Source organism: Shinella sp. SUS2, assembly GCF_001262505.1.
Classification (GTDB): domain Bacteria; phylum Pseudomonadota; class Alphaproteobacteria; order Rhizobiales; family Rhizobiaceae; genus Shinella.
Genome location: NZ_KQ410738.1, coordinates 147,314 through 166,209 on the forward strand (window position 1 = coordinate 147,314; position 18,896 = coordinate 166,209).

15 protein-coding genes are annotated in these 18,896 nt (G+C 64.5%); 2 read left to right on the plus strand and 13 right to left on the minus strand.

The window, feature by feature from the left end; translation table 11 throughout:
• Window positions 1-23 precede the first annotated feature (23 nt).
• Genes AKG11_RS23825 through AKG11_RS23840 form a run of 4 tightly spaced genes read right to left on the minus strand, consistent with a single transcriptional unit; the run spans window position 24 to window position 4,883 of the window.
• Entirely contained in the window at window positions 24-1,022 is a 999-nt protein-coding gene (locus tag AKG11_RS23825; protein ID WP_050745702.1) for a TRAP transporter substrate-binding protein, read from the minus strand.
• Between the two features lie 26 nt (window positions 1,023-1,048).
• Complete coding sequence (locus tag AKG11_RS23830) at window positions 1,049-2,881, minus strand: TRAP transporter large permease (protein ID WP_371260139.1); 1,833 nt, start codon at window positions 2,879-2,881, stop codon at window positions 1,049-1,051.
• Window positions 2,882-2,899: 18 nt separating this feature from the next.
• Complete coding sequence (locus AKG11_RS23835; RefSeq protein ID WP_050745703.1) at window positions 2,900-4,030, minus strand: LLM class flavin-dependent oxidoreductase; 1,131 nt, start codon at window positions 4,028-4,030, stop codon at window positions 2,900-2,902.
• Window positions 4,031-4,040: 10 nt separating this feature from the next.
• Entirely contained in the window at window positions 4,041-4,883 is an 843-nt protein-coding gene (locus tag AKG11_RS23840) for an ABC transporter substrate-binding protein (protein ID WP_050745704.1), read from the minus strand.
• A 217-nt stretch (window positions 4,884-5,100) separates the two neighbouring features.
• Here AKG11_RS23840 and AKG11_RS23845 point away from each other — a divergent pair, with 217 nt between their 5' ends.
• Together AKG11_RS23845 and AKG11_RS23850 are read left to right on the plus strand one after the other, a co-directional pair.
• Window positions 5,101-5,466 carry an ArsR/SmtB family transcription factor gene (locus tag AKG11_RS23845; protein ID WP_023512576.1) on the plus strand — a complete coding sequence of 122 codons (366 nt, stop codon included), beginning with the start codon at window positions 5,101-5,103 and terminating at the stop codon, window positions 5,464-5,466.
• Window positions 5,467-5,468: 2 nt separating this feature from the next.
• Complete coding sequence (locus tag AKG11_RS23850; RefSeq protein WP_050745705.1) at window positions 5,469-6,098, plus strand: glutathione S-transferase family protein; 630 nt, start codon at window positions 5,469-5,471, stop codon at window positions 6,096-6,098.
• 9 nt (window positions 6,099-6,107) lie between these two features.
• Here AKG11_RS23850 and AKG11_RS23855 read toward each other — a convergent pair whose 3' ends face one another.
• The 9 genes from AKG11_RS23855 to AKG11_RS23895 form a co-directional block, all read right to left on the minus strand.
• Entirely contained in the window at window positions 6,108-6,869 is a 762-nt protein-coding gene (locus tag AKG11_RS23855) for an ATP-binding cassette domain-containing protein (RefSeq protein ID WP_050745706.1), read from the minus strand.
• Complete coding sequence (locus AKG11_RS23860; RefSeq protein ID WP_050745707.1) at window positions 6,866-8,080, minus strand: alanine racemase; 1,215 nt, start codon at window positions 8,078-8,080, stop codon at window positions 6,866-6,868. Before AKG11_RS23860 ends, AKG11_RS23855 begins: the two co-directional genes overlap by 4 nt.
• Window positions 8,081-8,091: 11 nt before the next feature.
• Window positions 8,092-9,069, minus strand: coding sequence for an ABC transporter permease (locus AKG11_RS23865; protein ID WP_050745708.1), 978 nt, complete (start codon window positions 9,067-9,069; stop codon window positions 8,092-8,094).
• A 37-nt stretch (window positions 9,070-9,106) separates the two neighbouring features.
• Window positions 9,107-10,165 (minus strand): substrate-binding domain-containing protein, encoded by a 1,059-nt coding sequence (locus AKG11_RS23870; protein ID WP_050745709.1) that lies wholly within the window; start codon window positions 10,163-10,165, stop codon window positions 9,107-9,109.
• A 72-nt stretch (window positions 10,166-10,237) separates the two neighbouring features.
• Window positions 10,238-11,299: a substrate-binding domain-containing protein gene (locus AKG11_RS23875; RefSeq protein ID WP_050745710.1), complete on the minus strand. Its 1,062-nt coding sequence runs from the start codon at window positions 11,297-11,299 to the stop codon at window positions 10,238-10,240.
• A gap of 29 nt (window positions 11,300-11,328) precedes the next feature.
• Window positions 11,329-12,588, minus strand: a complete 1,260-nt coding sequence (locus AKG11_RS23880) for a M20 family metallopeptidase (RefSeq protein ID WP_050745711.1) — start codon at window positions 12,586-12,588, stop codon at window positions 11,329-11,331.
• On the minus strand, window positions 12,585-13,799 hold the full coding sequence (locus tag AKG11_RS23885) for an ROK family transcriptional regulator (RefSeq protein WP_050745712.1): 1,215 nt from the start codon (window positions 13,797-13,799) through the stop codon (window positions 12,585-12,587). The genes AKG11_RS23880 and AKG11_RS23885 overlap by 4 nt, the downstream gene beginning before the upstream one ends.
• Window positions 13,800-14,536: 737 nt before the next feature.
• Window positions 14,537-15,451 (minus strand): response regulator transcription factor, encoded by a 915-nt coding sequence (locus AKG11_RS23890; RefSeq protein ID WP_023512567.1) that lies wholly within the window; start codon window positions 15,449-15,451, stop codon window positions 14,537-14,539.
• Window positions 15,448-18,813: a hybrid sensor histidine kinase/response regulator gene (locus AKG11_RS23895; RefSeq protein ID WP_050745713.1), complete on the minus strand. Its 3,366-nt coding sequence runs from the start codon at window positions 18,811-18,813 to the stop codon at window positions 15,448-15,450. Before AKG11_RS23895 ends, AKG11_RS23890 begins: the two co-directional genes overlap by 4 nt.
• Window positions 18,814-18,896 lie beyond the last annotated feature (83 nt).

The following is an 18,896-nucleotide window of genomic DNA, read 5'->3' on the forward strand; positions in this document are numbered from 1 at the left end:
TGAACGCCTGTACGGGGCAAGGGCTATGCCGACTGGACGGCCCTGATACGCTCAACGCCGCCAACGATGGCGGAGAAATCCTGCCAGACGCCCTGCGCGCCCTTCTGCCATTCGTCAAACGCGTCCGGTTTCAGCAGCTTGCCGCCGTTCTTCAGCGATTGCTCGACGGACTTCGCTTCGTCCTCGACAATGAGCTGGTTGAAATAGGTCGCCCCCTGGCGCGATGCATCCTGGAAGACGGCCTTCTGCTCATCGTTAAGCTGGCCCCAGAAGCCGGCGGCGTAGAAGATGACGCCCGACGCCCAGATATGGCCCGTTTCCGTCATGTAGGGCACGACTTCGTAGAGCTTGAAGCCGGCATAGGCCGATTTGGTAAGGTCCATGGCATCGGCAACGCCGGTCGACAACGCATTGTAAGTCTCGGTGATCGGAATACCGACGGGCGTGGTGTCGAAAGCGCTCCACAACCTCGTGTGCAGCGGGCTCTGGATAACCCGGATCTTCTTGCCCTTCAGCTGGTCCGGGCGCGTGACCGGCTCCTTGGTGAGGAGATGGCGCGCTCCGTAGTTGATGAAGTCGCCGACCACGAAATTCTGCGCGGCAAGCTTTTGCCGGAGGTCGGCGCCGACGTCGCCATCGACCGTCTTGCGCACATGGGCGGCATCCCGGAAGAGGAAGGGCAGGTCGAGTATCTGCAGGTCCGGTACCCAGCCCGAAAGCGAGGAGACTGTCGAAAGGCTGGCGTGAACGGAACCGAGGCGGGCGCCTTCGGCCACTTCCTTCTCGCCGCCCAGTGCGCCGTTCTTGACGATATTGAAGCGGAACTGGCCCGGAAGCTGCGCCTCCACCAGTTCGCTGATCTTCACCCACACCCTGGTTTCCGGCTTGTCGTCACCCAAGAGCGAGGCGACCGTGATCGTCGTGGCGCTGGCGGATGCCGCGCGAATATAGGCCGGCGCCGCAAAGGCGAGCCCGGTGGCGGCAGCGGTCTTCAAAAGAGTACGGCGGTTGAGATTGCTCATGTCTGATGTCCCCATGACAAGATGCGTTAGAAAAGAATCGCCCAGGCGCAAAAGATCGCCAGGGAAACGAGAAGCGCGGCGAGATAGGGCACGACGGCCCGAAAGAGCGCTGTGGCGGGAATGTGGGTCACGCCGCTCACCACGAAGATGAGCATGCCGAGCGGCGGCGTCAGGCCGTGGATCATCAGATTGACCACCAGAATGACCCCGAAATGGATCGGATCGATGCCGGCGGCCACCGCGGCCGGCAGCAGGATCGGGCCGAACAGCAGGATCGCCGCGCCGATATCGAGCACGAGGCCGACGACGAGAAGGATGATGTTCGAAAGGATGAGGACCGCAAGCGCACTTCCGCCCAAAACTGTCACGAATTGGGTGACGAGGCCCGAGACGTCATCCACGGCGAGCAGGAACGCGAAGGGACCGGCGGTGCCGATCAGCAAGCCGATCGCAGCCGCTTCCGTCGCTGCCTGGCGGAAAGAAAGAAAGACGGAACCGAACCCGAGTTTCGACCAGGCCGCAAGGCCGAGCGTGTAGAGCGCAGCCAGGGCGGCAGCTTCCGTCGTCGTGACGACGCCGACGCGGATGCCCACCACGACAATGATACCAAGGCCGAAGGCCGGAATGGCCGCTATGGCGGCCCTTCCACGCTCGGCGCCCGTCGCACGGACCTGCCCTACCTGCTCCCGGACCGTCAGGTGAATGGCCACCGCAAGGCAGACGGCCATCAGCCCGCCGGCAAAGAAACCGCCGACCAGAAGCGAACCCACGGACAGGTTGGTCGCCGCAGCAAGGATCAGGAAGGCGATCGAGGGCGGAATGACGTTGTCCAGTACCGAGGTCGCGGCGATGATCGCACCGGCCTGCGCCGGCGGATAACCGTGGCGGACAAGTTCGGGCTGGAAGGTCGATGCACCGAAGGCAGCATTGGCGAAAGACGAGCCGGAGGCGCCGGAAAACAGCACGCTCGTCAGAAGCGTCGTCTGCGCCAACCCGGCCCGCCGGTGGCCGACCATGGAGGCGGCGAAACGCACGAGCTGGTTGGCGACGCCAGACGCCGTCAAGAGCCCGCCGACCAGGAGAAAGAAGGGAATGGCGAGCAGCAGGAACTTCGACATGCCGGTAACGGTCGTCGAAACGATCGCCGGTTCCGGTAGGCTGCTGCCGAAGGCGATCGCGACATAGGCCGCGGCAAGGAAGGCATGCGCCAGCGGCGCGGCCAGAAGCAGGCCAAGCCCCGCCACGACCGCCAGAAAGAGGCTTGGCGGCAGGTCCGTGCCAAATCCGGTCTCCGGGACACCGAAATAGACCGCCGCACCGAGCACGAGCGATGCGGATACGCCGCCGATCCTGCCCTCTCCGATCCGCCGCAGGACAAGCACGACGAGGACGAGGCCGCCTCCCGCGCCAAGAAAACCGAAGCGGATCCATTCCGGGATGCCAAGCGTCGGCGATACGCCGCCCAGCATGGCCATAATCTCGCTGCCGCCAAAAAGCAGGATCGACGCGGCAAGGACCGTGAACACATCCGCGAGCATCTGAGCCAGGGGCAGCAAACGCGCCGGCAGCAACCGAATGAAAACATCGAGCCGCATGGCCAGCGCGCTGCCGAGGCTGAGCGGCGCGCCAAGCGCGATCAGCGCGACATGCAGCCAGATTGCAAGATCTTCTGAGCCGACAAAGCCGGTCGAGAAGAAATAGCGCAATCCGACGCTCACCAGCACAACCGCGAGCAGCATGGTAAGAATGAAGGCCGCGAAGGCGCCGAGCGCATCTTCGATCCGCTTCAATGCATGTTCGGCAAGATTGCGCGCGGGCGCGGCCGGCGCGTCGAGGATGGAGGACTGGCTGATGGCCACGCGTTTACCTTTCCGCTCTCAGGCGCTCTTGACCGTCGAGAGGTCGCGGTCGAAGAGTGTCGACCAGGTGAATTGCCGCGCCTGCGACACCTCCCGGGAAACATCGAGCCGCGGCAGAACCGTCTCGCCAAAACGATAGGCTTCCTCGAGCAGGGGCATGCCGGAGAGGATGAAGGTTTCGACGCCGGCTTTCCGGTAGGCCTCCAGCGTCCGGATAACGGTATCGGGCGAACCGACGATCGCCGTACCCGGTCCCGGCCGGACAAGCCCGATGCCAGCCCAGAGATCCGGAGCGACTTCCAGGTCCCGCAGGTTGGTGGGCTTCAGGCCGCCGTGCATCGCGGTCATGCGCTGCTGGCCGACGGAGTCGCTCCGGCCGACGAAGCGCTGATTGGCTGCAATTGCAGTGTCGTCCATGCGGTCGTAGAGATCCGCAGCAGCCTCCCAGGCCTTGGCATCCGTGTCGCGCACGATCACGTAGAGCCGGATGCCATATTCAAGCTTGCGGCCATAGCGGTCCGCCCTCGCCTTCACCGCGTCGATCTTTTCCTTGATCTGCTCCGGCGTCTCGCCCCACGACAGATACGTGTCGACATGTCTGGCGGCGACATCGAGTGCCTTGTCGGAGGATCCGCCGAACCAGAGCGGTGGCGGCGCGATGGTCTCGCCGACCGGTAACGCCAGCCGAGCACCGTCCGTCTTGAAATACCTGCCCTGGTGCGTGACGGTTTCGCCGGCAAACAGCCGATGCCAGATCTGCAGATATTCATCCGCCATATCGTAGCGCTCGTCATGCGGCATGGTCATGCCATAGGCGCCGAGCATCTTCGCGTCGCCGGAGACGATGTTGATCAACAGCCGCCCGCGCGAGAACTCCTGCAGCGTCGCCGCCATCTTGGCGAGCAGCGTCGGCGCGACGAGGCCGGGATGGATCGCGACGAGGAGTTTCATCCGTTCCGTGGAAGACAGCAGCGCGCTTGCCAGCACCCAGACGTCGTGCGCACCGGTCGCAAACAGCGCACCGGTAAAACCGAGATGGTCATAGGCCTGGGCGAGCTGCTTGTAATATCCGAGATCGACCTTGCGGGAGCCTTCCGGCTGCCAGGGATAAGCCCCATCCGGAGCGCACATATACCAGAGAACGTTCATCGAAGGCTCCTCAAGCGGACAGGATCGATCGCTTCAATGCGACCCCGGTGGAAAAAAGACCGTGCCGGTGAAGGGTGTCGGCCTCGGCCTGCTGTTCGGCGATAATCTCCGCGCCCGCCGGACCGACGGAGAAATCCCGAGAGCGAAGGACACGCTCCCAGGCATCCGCATCGCCATCGCTGTTCTCTTCCGCGGCCAGCAGCTCCGCCGCCTTGCGGAGATCCGCCGTCACTTCCCGGCCGACACGATCGAGTTCGTCCGTGATGGTCCGGATCGTTTCGGCCGGCAGCGCGTGCCGTTCGAGCGTCCAGAAGAGGGAGCGGTTGGGAATGGTCCCGCCGCAGCGGACGAGCAGTCGCAGGTCCGGCCTGCCCGAGACCCTTTCGAGGCGTGGCGACATGGCGACCCAGGCATCGACCCGGCCCTCCAGAAGTTCCTCCAGGGAATCGTGGTGGGCGCTCTCGACCCTCGTCACATCTGCCAGGCCGAGCCCCTCGCCTTCCAGGCTGCGCGCCAGCAGATACGTGTGAAAGGAGCCATCGACGAGGGAAACCCGCTTGCCGGCAAGGCCGGCCATGGACTGGATATCGCTGTCCACCCGCACGAAAATCGCGCCATTGGCCGGGCGCGGCGCCGAAGCCGCGATGTACTGCACGCCGAGCCCCAGCGCATCGGCCTCGATCGGCGGTGTCGAGCCCGTGCCGCCAAAATGGATCCTGCCGCTTTCAAGCAAGCGGGCGGTATCGCGCCCTTCGCCATAAGGCACGAATTCCGGGTCAAGTTTCGCGAAGCTGCCCGGCCAGAGCCGGGCGAGCCGCAAATGTAGATTGTTCGGATGGACGCCGATCCGCATTTTCACTCCCGCATGTCAATTCTGCGAGACAATTTACTTTTTTATAGATTGAAAGCGAGGAAGGCTGTCCCGGCCTGCGGGCGTGATCGCAATGAGAATTCTATTAAATCGATAGAATAAGGAATATTTCTGCTTCTATCGGCGATAGCGCTGTCCCGGCCGTTGAATTTGAGCGAGAGACATTTTACTTTTTTATAGAGCAATAGGGAGTGTGTCCTTGACCAAGCCGGTCTCCAATCGAATTTGCCGCAGCGTCGGCGAGGCCAGCGAGCTCCTGAAACTGGTTGGCAATGCCAATCGCCTCGCGATCATCTGTTATCTCATGGAGACGGAGGCCTCCGTTTCTGCCCTCGAAGAGGAGCTCGGCATCCGCCAGCCAACGCTGTCGCAGCAGCTCGCCGAACTGCGTGAAGCCGGCATCGTCATGGCGCGCAGGGAGGGCAAGGCGATCGTCTATCGTGTCGGCGATCCAAGGGCCGAGGCGATCGTGCATACCCTGCGCCAGCTCTATGCAGGCCTCGACGACGTGACCGGGCGCTTCGCCATGCGGGCGCTGCCGGTCGAGGACAGGATGTTCGACTGACGATGATCGACCTCTACACCTGGATCACTCCGAACGGTCTGAAGGTCTCGATCGCGCTCGAAGAGTTCGGCCTCGACTATCGCCCCCACACGATCGATATCACCCGGGGCGACCAGTTCTCGCCGGAATACCGAAAAATCAATCCCGGTTCGAAGATCCCGGCGATCATCGACCATGACACGGGCGTCACGCTTTCCGATTCAAGCGCGATCCTTCTCTACCTTGCGGAAAAGACCGGCCGCTTGCTGCCGGCGAGCGGCCCCGCCCGGTTCGAGGCCGTCGAATGGCTCTTCTGGCAGGCAGGAGGCTTCGGCCCGACACTGGGGCACGCGCATACCTTCCTCACCTACAATCCCGGAAAGGCACCCTTCGCCGAGGCCCTGTTCGCGGGCGAAACACGCCGGCTCTACAGCACCCTCGAGGCACGGTTGGCCGGTCGCGAGCATATCGCCGGCGACTATTCGATCGCCGACATCGCGATCTGGCCATGGGTCTCGCGCTTCCAGCGCCACGTGATCGATCTTGGCGACTTTCCCGAGGTACAGCGCTGGTATCTCGCAATGGCAGGCCGCGCACCCGTGAAACGCGGCTACGCGGTCCCGCATGTCACAGGCGAGATACCGTTACCCTGAAAGCGGCAATCAGCTCTGCTGCAAGCCAGTGATCATCGCGATGATCTCGTTCTTGTCGGTCTTCTTCGTCTCGCGGATACCGATCTGCCTGCCGCGGCGCAAAACGCAGATGCGGTCGGAAAGTTTGAAGACCTGGTCGAGGCTGTGGCTGATGATCAGCACGCCGATATTGCGTGTCTTCAGCGAGGCGACGATCTCCTCCACCTTGGCGGTTTCGGCAACGCCGAGCGCGGCGGTCGGTTCGTCGAGCAGGATCAGCTTGCTGGCCCAATGGGTCGCGCGGGCGATAGCGACACCCTGGCGCTGACCGCCGGAGAGGTCACGGATCGTCGCGTGCGCGGAGGGGATGCGTACGTCCAGTTCCTTCACCAGCTTTTCCGTCTCGTCAATCATGCGGCGGCGGTCGAGCAGACCGAAAGCCCTGGTCGGCTCGCGGCCCAGAAACATGTTCATGTAGACCGTCTGCTGGTCGGCGAGCGCGAGATCCTGGTAGACGACTTCGATGCCGTGCGCACGCGCCATCGTCGCGTTCGACATGGCGACGGCCTCACCCTCGATGGCGATCGAACCCGAGGTCGGCGGGTGCACGCCGGAGATGATCTTGATCAGCGTCGACTTGCCGGCACCGTTGTCGCCGACAAGGGCGACGATTTCGCCGGGATGGACATCGAGCGAAAAGTTCTCGATGGCGACGACGCCGCCGAAGGTCTTGCGGATGTCCTTCAGCGCCAGGATGGGCTGGCCGGTCGTGGTGGCAGCGTTCGCTTTCATGCCCTTTGCTCCCAGATCGGCCAGGCGGCGGTTTCGCCAGCCGTATTCTCGACGGTCTCGACCTTCGGCGCACCGGAGGAGATGCCGGAAACGCCAACGACATAGGCACGGGTGACGAAGGCCTGGCCGCGAAAACCGAAGATAGCGGTGTCACCCGGCTTTGGTGCGCCCGGGCCGGTTGCATCGATCATCGCGTAATAGTCGATGGCCGAGGGCGGCGGGATTTCGACGCTGCGCAAGGCATTTGCGGCGACAGTCGGCTCGTCGGAGACGATGGCCTTCACGTCATAGTCCGGGAAGATCGGATCGATGTAGAAGCCGCCGCCGAAGCAATAGGCCTTGCCGCCCGAGAGGTGCGAGACCTCGGTGAGGTAGAGCATGGCGGGCAGCTCCGGCAGGTCTTCCACCACATGCAGGGCCGTCGTGCCGTGCAGACCGTTACCGGGTTCGCATTGCGTGGCGCCGGCTTCCGCCAGCGCGGCAAGCAGCACGCTGGAGGTAGTGCCGGGGGCGTTGACCTCGATGTCGCGGCGTCCGACCTTCGCCAGCGCCTCGGCGGTCTGCGTCAGCGTCGCAAGGTTCGGGGTGGGCAACACCTTGCGGGCCTGATGATCGAAGAGCAGCGCCGGGAAGGTCGTAATGCCGGCGAAGCGGCCACCTTCGAGGCCATCAAACATGTCGGCAACGGCGACCACATCGCTGGCGTCGAAGCCGCCCTCATGGCCGCGATAGAAGGTATCGCCTTCCGCGTGGATACGGGCGAGAAGGTTCTGAGTGCGGCCGGCCGCCTTGGCGCCGGCGGCGACCTCGCGCGCCTTGGCCTCGTTGAAGACCGTCCAGTAATCCGGCTGGAGCACACCGGCGGCGCCGTTCGCCTCATGACGGGCAACCTGCTGGAGATGGCCGAGATGGCCGACCTTCAGGCCCGCCCGGTGGGTCGCCTTGGCGCAGGCCATGTCGACGGCGACGGCGCGATCGATGCCGCCGGCGAGGATTGCCTTGCAAGCCGAGCTCGACCGGCCGAACTGTTTCGTCATGGCGAAGGTTTTCAGGCCGAGCCGCGTTGCCTCGTCCTTGAGGATGCGGGCGTTGCGCTCGATCGCGTCGAGATCGATCACATAGGCATTGGCCGGGATTTTGCCCTCGCGGTGAAGTTTCTGGGCGGCTTCGATGAAACCGGGATTGCGCCGGCGCAGAACGTCGAGAAACATTCAGGTTCTCCTCAGCGGGATTTTTCGCGCAGCGACACGGCGACTGCGGCAAGGATGATGAGACCGCGAACGATCATCTGGTCGGAGACGGAAAGGCCCATCAGGATGAGGCCGTTGTTGAGCATGCCCATCATCAGCGAGCCGACGAGCGCACCGATGATCGAGCCCTTGCCGCCGTTGAGCAGCGTGCCGCCGACGATGACGGCGGCAATGACCGTCATCAGGTCGGTCTCGCCGAGCGTATACTTCGCCGCTTGAAGACGTCCGGCATAGAGAAGGCCGGCAAGCCCGGCGAGCGCGCCCGAAATCATCAGCACGGCAAGGCGCATCTTCGGTACGGAAATGCCGGAGACGCTGGCCGCCCGCGCATTGTCGCCGACCGCCAGCACATGGGCGCCGAAGCGGGTCTCGCGGTAGAGGATATGGCCGAAGGCGACGGCGATGGCCGTCCACCAGATGAGCGAGGGAATGCCCAGGAGCGCGCCGGAGCCGAAGAAGCCGGTGAAGGTCTCGTTCGTGACGGGAATGCTGCGCAGGTCCGTCATCGAGCGCGAGACGCCGGCAAAGAGGCCGAGCGTCGCCAGCGTGACGAGGAAGGACGGCAGCCGCACATAGGCGACCAGCACACCGTTGACGAGACCGATCAGCAGGCCGCAGCCGAGACCGGCGGCGATGCCAGGCACCATGCCGTAACACTGCATGGTGACGGCCGCGGCGAGCGCCGCGACGGCGACCGTCGAGCCGATGGAAAGGTCGATCTCGCCCGCCGACATGACGAAGACGAGACCGATCGCCATGATCGTCGCCGGCGCCGTCTGCAGCACGATGTTCGAGAGGTTGCGGACCGTCAGGAACCCGCTGTCCTTCAGCACGATGGCGAAGAACAGGAAGATCGCGAGGAAGCCGAAATAGACGACATATTGCTGCAGGTTGACGCGGCCGGCCAGCCCCGCCGCACGGACCGCGGCACCCTGGTTGGTACTGGACATGATTTACCTCCGTGAATGAGAGCCGACCGGGCTTCGCTTATTTCAAGGCGTCGGCGATGGACTGCGGAACGTCCTTGTTCAGCGACGTCTTCCAGCCTTCCTTCACCGTGTCCTTGGTGACCGCCAGGGAATCGACGACGAGGAACGGGGCAGCCTCCTTGCCGAGCATCGCGCCCGCCGCGGACCGGGCCGCCGTGACGCCGATATTATAGGCCTCGTCGGCAATCAGCGCCGCGACGCTGCCGCCCTTGACCATGTCGAGCGCGGCCGGCTCGTTGAGGTCGAGCGTGACGATCCTGGTGTGGCTGTTGCCGGCCGAACGCAGTGCCGAAAGCACGCTCAGCGCCGGCTCGGCCCAGGTGACATAGATGCCGTCGAGATCGGGATGCTGCGTCACCATCGCCTGCGCGATCTCCTCGCTGCGGGCGGGATCGGCCATACCCTGCTCAGCGACGATCTTCATGTCAGGATAATCCTGCTCGATGGTCTTCTTGAAGGCCTGGTCGCGCTGGTTGGTCACGTAGAAATCGGCATCGTGGAAGATGTAGCCGACCTTGCCCTTCTTGCCCAAGGCCTCTGCCATGGCGACGCCGGCCTTGTTGCCCATCTGGAAGAGGTCGTCGGAAACAATGGTCACATAGTCCTTGCCGTGTTCGTAGCCGGCCGGCGAGTTGTCGACGAAGGCGAGCTTGACGCCAGCCGCACGGGCCGGGTCATAGACGGTAGCGGCGCTGGCCGGATCGACAGGCAGGGACACGATGATCGACGGCTTCTTCGCCAGCACCGTCTCGACATCCGCTTTCTGGCGCGCGCCGTCGAAGCCGGCATCGGTCTGTGCGACAACCTCGATGCCGAGGCGCTTGAACTCGTCCTGGGCGCCGGCATTGACCGCATTGGTGTATTCGCTCATCTCGTGCCAGACGAGGGCCGCGGTGAATTTTCCGTCCTTGATCTTCTGCTCTTCCTCGGCGGTGAGCGTGACGGTGCTGGCGGCCGTCGGCGTTTCGCCGTGCGGGCCCGTCGTCGCTCCGTCAGCGGCAAAGGCGTGCGCGCCGAAAAGGCCGGTCATCAAAGCGAGCGTGGTTGCGATACGCATGGTTTCCTCCCGTGAAACTGCAACATTGGGGCGATGGGGCTGCGGCGGTTTGGCGCCGCCGCAGTCAGGCGGTCACTTCGCTGCGTCGAGCACCGATTGCGGCGCGTCGCGGTTCAGCGAGTCTTTCCAGGCTTGGGAGACGTTCTCCTTGGTAACGGTGAGCGCCGGGGCGACGACGAAGGCCGGCGTTTCCTGGCCGAGCAGCGATTTCATGCCGGCAGCAGCCATGGCGCGGCCAAGCTCATAGGCCTTGTCGGCGACAAGTGCCGTCACATTGCCGCCCTTGACCATGTCGAGTGCCACCGGCTCGGCGAGATCGAGCGTGACGATCTTCGTCTTCGTGTTGCCCGCGCCACGCAGCGCCGCCAGCACACCGTCCGCGGGCTCGGCCCAAGTGACATAGATGCCGTCGAGATCCGGGTTCTGCAACAGCATGGCATTGGCCAGTTCCTCGGCGCGCGCCGGGTCGGAAATGCCCTGTTCCGCGACGATCTTGATATCCGGATAATCCTTCTCGATGGTCGACTTGAAAGCCTGGTCGCGCTGATTGGTGACGTAGTAGGTCGCGTCGTGGAAGATGTAGCCGACCGTGCCCTTGCCGCCGATCGACTTGGCGAGCGCATCAGCCGCCTGCTTGCCCATCTGGAAGAGGTCGTCGGTCACGATGGACGCATAATCCGCACCGTGTTTGTAGTCCTTCGGTACATTCGACAGGAAGACCAGCTTGGCACCGTCGGCGACGGCCTGGCGGAACGCTTCGGCCGACGTAACCGGATCGAGCGGCAGAGCGAGAATGACGTTCGGCTTGGCGGCAAGCGCCGTCTCGATGTCGCTGCGCTGACGCGCGGCATCGAACTGCGCATCGGTCGTCACGGCGATCTCGATGCCGGCGCGCTTGAACTCATCCGTCGCGCCCTGGCCGACCGCATTGGTGAAATCCGACGAGGTGTGCCAGAGGAGCGCCGCCTTGTAGCCCTTGTCCTTCAGCGCCGCGATATCGGCATCTGACAGCGCCACGTCGGCGCTGGGCGTCGCTGCCTCGCCGGCCGGGCCGACGGTCTGGGCGATGGCGGTTGCGGCGCTCATGATAAGACCGGCGGCCAATGCCCCGGCCAGCCATTTCGTCATCTGCATGGTCCTGTTCCCTCTTTTGCTTGAGTTGTTCATTCCACCGTTCCGCAGAAGCGCGCCATGAAGGCCGCGAAGCCGACGACTCCCGCGAGAAATTCCTCGATCTCGACATGTTCGTTGTAGGTGTGGCAGTTGCGGATATCGCCCGGCGCGCAGTAGACTGCGGGAATGCCCAGCCGGTTCACGAAGAACGGCGATTCCGACCAGAATGGTGCGCCCGCAATGTTGCCGCGGCCCGCAAGCGCCCCGCTGATCGCCTCCGACAGCATCGCAACCTCCGGCCTATCAGCATCGATCTCCGCCGCCGTACCGCCAAGCGCATGGTCGCGGCCGGCCGGATAGGAAAACGCCACCGTGATTTCGGGATCGTCGATAGCACCGCGCACGGTCGCCTCGATCTCGGCCGCCGCCTGATCGAGCGATTCACCCGGCAGGAGCTTGCGGATGAGCGAGAGTTCGCATTTTTCCGGCACCGCGATGTAGCCGCCGCCACTGAGCCCGGTGATCAGCAGAAACGAGCGGCCGACAAGCGCATGCTCGGCCCGGGCGGAAATTTCGTCGGAGTGCTTCCAGAGCGCGCTCATGACACCATGGCTGGCACGCAACGCATCCTTGCCCAGCTCCGGCACGCCGAAATAGGCCGAGCGCCCGGTGATCGTGATATCCGCGATGAAGAAGCCGATTTGTGCGGGATAGACGGCAAGCTGTGTCGGCTCGACATAGACGACGAAGTCGGGCCGCTCGACCTCCCCGGTTTCGATCCGCGTGACATAATCCTTGATGCCGGCCGAAACGCCGGTGCCCGGCTGGCCGCTCTCCTCATCGCCGACGAAGGCGAAGGAAACATCGCCGGCAAGTTTAATGCCCGCCGCATCGAGGAGAGCGAGGGCGGCGAGCGAAGACGTGATGCCGGCCTTGAGGTCTCCCGCGCCGCGTCCCCACACAGCGCCGTCGACGATGGCGGCGCCGAAGGGATCCTCGCGCTCCGTACCGGCCCAGTTTTCGCGCCAGCCATCGACATGCACGACATCCGTATGGCCGATAAAAAGCAGGTGCGGGCCACGCCCCACGCCGACGCGCTTGCCCCAGACATTCGGGCGACCGGGCAGGAAATCCACCGTCTGCAAGGCGGAAAGGTTCAGCGCGCGCATCGCCTCGGCGAGATAGGCGGCGACATTCGCCTCGTTGCCGGTAATGCTGTCATGCCGGATCGCGCCACGGAACAGGTCGATCGCCGCGTCGCGGTCGAAGGCTGCCCGAAGGCGGGCGAAGAGATCGTTCTCTGCCGTCATTCTGCGGCCTCCTGGGGCGAGTCCGTTCCGGCGGGCGGAAGGGAAAGGCTGGCGCTCGGTGTCGCCACACCGAACAACGTGTTGTGCAACTGGCTGAGACCGATAGCCGTAGCCCCGACAAGCGCTGCCCGAGCTCCGAGGTCGCTGGAGACGAGATCGACAGGATAGGGGAAACATTGCGGCAGAAAGTGCCGGGCGCGCTCCAGGATTTCGGGGCGCAGGCCGATGGAGCCGCCGAGGATCACGAGCTGCGGATTGGCGATGGCGCAGATGGCGGCGATGCCGCAGGCCACCTGGCGGCCGGTTTCGTCGATGGCGGCAACGGCCGCGGCCTCACCCGCCGCCGCACGCTCGAAGATAGCGGGGACATCGATCTTCCGACCCGCGGCAGCCTCATACCGTTCGATGATGCCGTGGGTGGCGACCGCGCGCTCATAAGCCCCGACGCGCAGGGACTCCGGATCGAAGGGATCGGTGCCGATCGGCAGGAAGCCCATTTCGCCAGCGGCGCTCGCCGCCCCACGCACGAGATGACCGCCAAGGATGAGACCGCTACCAATACCGGTGCCGAGTGCGACATAGGCAAGATTGTCGATGCCCTGCCCCTGCCCCTGCCAGCTTTCGCCGAGCGCCGCGAGATTGACATCGTTCTCCAGAACGACATCGAAGCCGAGCGCCCGCCGGAAAGCCTCCAGCACGTCCATGCTGTCGAAATCGCGGATATTGGGCGCAAGCAGCACGCGGCCGGTCCGGTTGTCGGGTGCGCCGGGAACGCCGACGACGGCAAGCCGTAGCTTCGCCCGCGGCACCGCCGCCTTCGCCGCGGCAGAAAGGGCCATATCGGCAATCTGGCTCACGAGATGGCCGCCGCCGCGCGGATCGGTCGGCGCCGCATCCTCGACCACGATCTGCCCGGCAAGATCCGTAACGGCGACGCGAACCTTCGTGCCGCCGAGATCGACCGCGACAATGAAGGCGGCATCGACCACCAATTCGTAGGTGACGGCCGTGCGACCGACATGCCCGCTGGTCCGGCCGGTTTCGCGGACCCAACCGCCATCCTCAAGGTCCCGGACGATCTCGGAGATCGTCTGTTTCGACAGACCCGTCAGCTTCGCGATGGACGCTCGCGAGATCGGACCGCCCTGAACGATCGCTTCCATGACGGCGCGTTGGGAGAACTGTCGGGAGATACGAGGCGCGTCGGTCATTGCAACCCTATTTAGTTCGTTCTGTCACCGAACTTATTAGAGGGTGACGTACCTGTCAATCCCCATCTCGAGCGTCCGGTGTGTTTAGAGGACGGCATGGCAAGGCCGATGCAGCAGCTGAAAAGCCCGACAAGCCGCACGGAGAAAGGCCCAGAGCAATACGGATTTTACGGCGAACCCAAAGAAGGCCTTGCTGAAAATCAGCCACGGCGCGCAGATCGTGGCGTGGCACCCCAATGAAATGGACGCACACAGCCCATGGATCCTGCCGATCTCTCTCGCCTCCTCGCACTACTGGCACGGGGCTTTCCGGCGATCGTATTCTTCCGCAGGCTACGGACGAACGACAATGGAGCGGCATGGCGCTCTCTGTTGGGCATGGACGGAATGGCCGGTCGGTCGATCGCCGGTGTCTTTGTCAATGACGGACACAGTCCCCGAAGCGCCGACGAAAGCTGTGACGCTGGCCACAATCCTGTTTCTGCTGGGCTGGATTGCGCCCGCCGTCATCGCCCGTCTGCGCTGGGATGTTCCTCCCATATGGTCGGCGCTGGCTTGGGGACACACCTGCGCGGCGCGCGGCATCACGGCTGCAATCTGCCTTTGCGGGAGGCTCATGTTCGCAATGCCCCAAAGCGGCGGCGGCACCGCTCTCCACCGCATCGCCACCGGCCATCACGATCGTCCGGCCGTCGATCTCCGCCACCACGTTAGAAATTTGGATATTTCCGCACGCGTCAGACCTCGTGCAGCACATGTGCGGCCTTCACCGCCGCCGAGGCGCGGTTTTCGACGCCGAGTTTCACATAGATCTGTTCGAGATGTTTCGTGACCGTGCGGGCGCTGAGGCCGAGGATCTCGCCGATGTCGCGGTTCGACTTGCCCTTGGCGATCCATAGCAGCACCTCGGATTCGCGCTGGGTCACCCCGAAATGCTGGCGCAGCACCTCGTCCTCGGACAGCCGGTTCTCGGCCGTCAGGCGGAAGAGATATTCGTCCGCGCCGATCGCGCCGAGGAAGGCGAGTTGCAGGCTCGCCTGGCCCGTCTGGCGGATGGCGAACGTGTTTTCGCGCGCGGTGCCGCGGGTCTTCATCCAGGCGTTGATATGGCCGGAGACGGCGTCGAGGCCATCGTCGCTGCCGGTCGCGGCGTTGACGAGACGCGTCGCCTGCGGCGTCGACCAGCGGATCTTTCCCTCGCCGCTGACGGCGAGCAGGTGCCGGCCCGCGGCATCCAGCGCCACCCGGGCGCTCTGGGCGGAGCGGGCGTTGGAAAGATGCACGCGGATGCGGGCGCGCAGTTCGTCGATGTTGATCGGCTTCGTCAGATAGTCGACGCCGCCGGCCTCCAGCGCCCGCACCACATGCTCGGTCTCGGTAAGGCCGGTCATGAAGACGACGGGCACGGGGCTGACGGCGGGGTTCGCCTTCAGCTTCAGGCAGGTGTCGAACCCGTCGAGGCCGGGCATGACGGCGTCGAGCAGGATGATGTCGGGCGTGATGCGATCGACGATGTTGAGCGCCGCCATGCCCGAGGTGGCGATCAGCACGGAAAATCCGGATTGTTCCAGCGCCTCCGTCAGGAAGCCGAGCGCTTCGGGGGAATCGTCGACGAGGAGCACGATGTCGCGCGGGGTGGCGGCCTCGGTCACGGGCGGCGTCCTTTCTCCGGGTCCATGGTTTTGAGGAAGGCGTCGTATCCGGCAAGGTCGAAAACCTGCACATAGGCGCGCACCGCCTCGGCAAAGGGCTGGTGTTCGGCCACGCGGGCGATTTCGGCCAGTTTCGCCTCGATGCCCCTGATATAGCCGATCTCGCCGAGCCGGATCAGCTCGTCCACATGGTCCTTTTCGGGCATGACGATGCTGGCCTCCGCCGGTTCCTGCGCCTTCGCCTCGCCGTGATAGGTCCAGGCGAGGCCGAGATGGAGGGCGAGCGTGTCGGTGAGCTGGCGCAGGTCGAAGGGCTTGGCGAGCGTGTCGTTATGGCCCGTCCGGGAGGCCGAGCCGTCGCCGATATTGGCCGAGAGCATGACGATCGGCGCGGTCTGGCCGAGCGCGCGCAACCGCTCCACCAGTTCCCAGCCGTTCATGCCGGGCATGGAGATGTCGATGAGGAAGAGGTCCGGTTTCAGCCCCTCGACCAGATCAAGGCATTCCGCCCCGCCCTTCGCCGTCAGCACGGTGAAATCGAGCGGCCGCAGCACCTCTTCCATCAGGTTGCGGTGGTCGGCATTGTCGTCGACGACGAGGATGGTGCGGCGCGCGCCGGCATAGCCCTTGATGTGGCGCACCTTCGGCGCCGTGGGGCGATCGACGGCCGACAGCATCAGCCGCACGCGGAACGCCGTGCCCTTGCCGCGCTCGCTCGTCACCGAAATCTCGCCGCCGAGCGTCTGCGTCAAAAGCCGCGTGATGGTGAGGCCGAGGCCGAGGCCCGGCATGCGGCCATGTTCGGCATCTCCGCGCTGGAACGGTTCGAAGATGCGGGAAATGTCCTTTTCGAGGATGCCGCGGCCGCTATCGGCGACGGTGAAGGTGGCGACCTGGCTGCGATAGGCGACGTCGAGGCGGATTTCGCCGGCGTCGGTGAATTTCAGCGCGTTGGAGATGAGGTTGACGAGGATCTGGCGCAGGCGCTTCTCGTCGGTCCGCACATAGGCCGGCAGGTTTTTCGCGCGCTCGTGCGTGAAGGCGACGCCCTTGGCCTGAGCCTGCGGGCGGAACATTTCTATGATCTGGTCGAGGAAATCGTGGATGTTGATCTCGTTGGAATAGACCTGAAGTTTTCCCGCCTCGATCTTGGAAATGTCGAGCAGGCCGTCGATGAGGCCGGAGAGGTGGTCGGCGCTGCGCTTGATGACGCGGATCGCCCCCTGGCGCTGCGGCGGAATGCTCTCGTCGCGCTCCAGCACCTGGGCATAGCCGAGCACGGCGTTGAGCGGCGTGCGCAGTTCGTGGCTGAGGCCGACGACGTAGCGGCTCTTGGCACGGTTCGCCGCTTCCGCCGTTTCCTTCGCCTGCTGGAGCGCCGCGTCCGTCTTCTTGTGCGCGGCGATTTCCTTCAGGAGCAGCGTCGTCTGGCGGGAGGATTCCTCCTCGGCGACCACCCGGCTGTCATGCGCCAGCACGTAAAACCAGCAGACGACGCCGGCCACCACGGCGAAGACGAAGAAGACCACGGCGATGGTGCGCTCCACCACCGCCGCCGTCTCGGGCGAATGGGTGCCGACCTGATGGGCGATCATGGCGAGGATGACGCCCATGCCGGTGATCGAAAGCACTGTGGCGATGCCGTAGCGGCCGAGGCGGGTGGCGAGCGCCGATGTCACGGGTTCCGGCAGGATGGTTTTCGCGACACCTGCGACCTGTGCGTTGAAGCGCGCCTTCGGCTTGCAGAGGTCGTGGCAGCGGCTGTCGAGCGAACAGCACAGCGAGCAGATCGGCGCGGCATAGGCCGGGCACCAGGCCATGTCCTCGGGCTCGAAGGGGTGTTCGCAGATCGAGCAGGTGATGGTCTGCCGGAGCGCCCAACTCCTGCGCGGCTTTCGCGCGAGGTAATATTTGCCGCGCGTTGCCCAGGCGATCAGCGGCGAGGCGACGAAGGCGGCGAGCGCCGCGATATAGGGGGCGAGCGAGGCGGGGATTTCGCCGAACGTGCCGAAATGCGCGACAAGCGCGACGACGGCGGAAAAGCTCATCGCGCCGAGGCCGACCGGGTTGATGTCGTAGAGATGGGCGCGCTTGAATTCAATACCGGGTGGCGAAAGGCCGAGCGGCTTGTTGACGAAGAGATCGGCCGAAATGGTGCAGAGCCAGGCCATGGCGACGATGGAGAAGACGCCCAGCGTTTCCTCCAGCAGCCGGTAGATGCCGAGTTCCATCAGGAGCAGCGCGATCGCCACGTTGAAAACCAGCCAGACGACGCGGCCGGGATGGCTGTGCGTCAGGCGCGAGAAGAAGTTCGACCAGGCGAGCGAGCCGGCATAGGCGTTCATCACGTTGATCTTGAGCTGCGAGACCACCACGAAGGCGACCATCAATAGCAGCGCCGCCATGTCCCACGGCAGCATGTAGCCGAAGGCGGTGTAGTACATCTGCGCCGGATCGCCCGCCCGCGTGGAGGGCACGCCCGATGACAGTGCCAGAACGACGAGGAAGGAGCCGGCGACCAGTTTTGGCGCGCCGACGATGACCCAGCCCGAGCCGGCGAGGAACACGGCGATGCGGTGGTGCAGCTTCCTCTGCCCGTCCGGCGGCAGGAAACGCAGGAAGTCGACCTGTTCGCCGATCTGCGCCATCAGCGCGAAGATGACGGCCGAGGCCGCGCCGAATTCCACGAGGTTGAACGGTGCATAGGTGCCGGGCGGGCCGGAGGGGTGATGCAGGCCCGAATAGGCAAGCCATTCGCCGACCTTCTCGAAATCCGCAAAGGCGATGAAGACGAAAGGCAGGATGTTGAGCACGATCCAGAACGGCTGGGTGACGAGCTGGAAACGCGAAATGAGCTGGACGCCGTGCGTGACCAGCGGGATCACCACGACGGACGAGATGATGTAGCCGATCCACAAGGGGATGCCGAGCGCCAACTCCAGCGCGCCGGACATGATCGACGCCTCGATGGCGAAGAGGATGAAGGTGAAGCTCGCATAGATCAGTGAGGTCAGCGTCGAGCCGATATAGCCGAAACTCGCGCCGCGCGTCAGAAGGTCGATATCGACGCCGTGGCGGATGGCATAGCGGCTGATCGGCAGGCCGACGAGAAGGATCATCAGGCTGGCGACGAGAATGGCGACGAGCGCGTTCGTCGTGCCGTAGGACATGGTGATCGCGCCGCCGATTGCTTCCAGCGCGAGGAAGGAAATGGCGCCGATGGCGGTCTGCGAGATGCGGTCGGACGAGAACCGCCGCGCGCTCTTGGCGGTGAAACGCAGCGCATAGTCTTCCAGCGTCTGGTTGGCGACCCAGCGATTGTATTCGCGGCGGATCGGGATGATGCGCTGGCGTGCGGCCATGGGCTGCTGTCGTTCCCCTCGGTTGTTCGGAGGCCGTGTTCACCCGACCCTCACGTACGCATCTGGGCACACCCTCTCCCCAC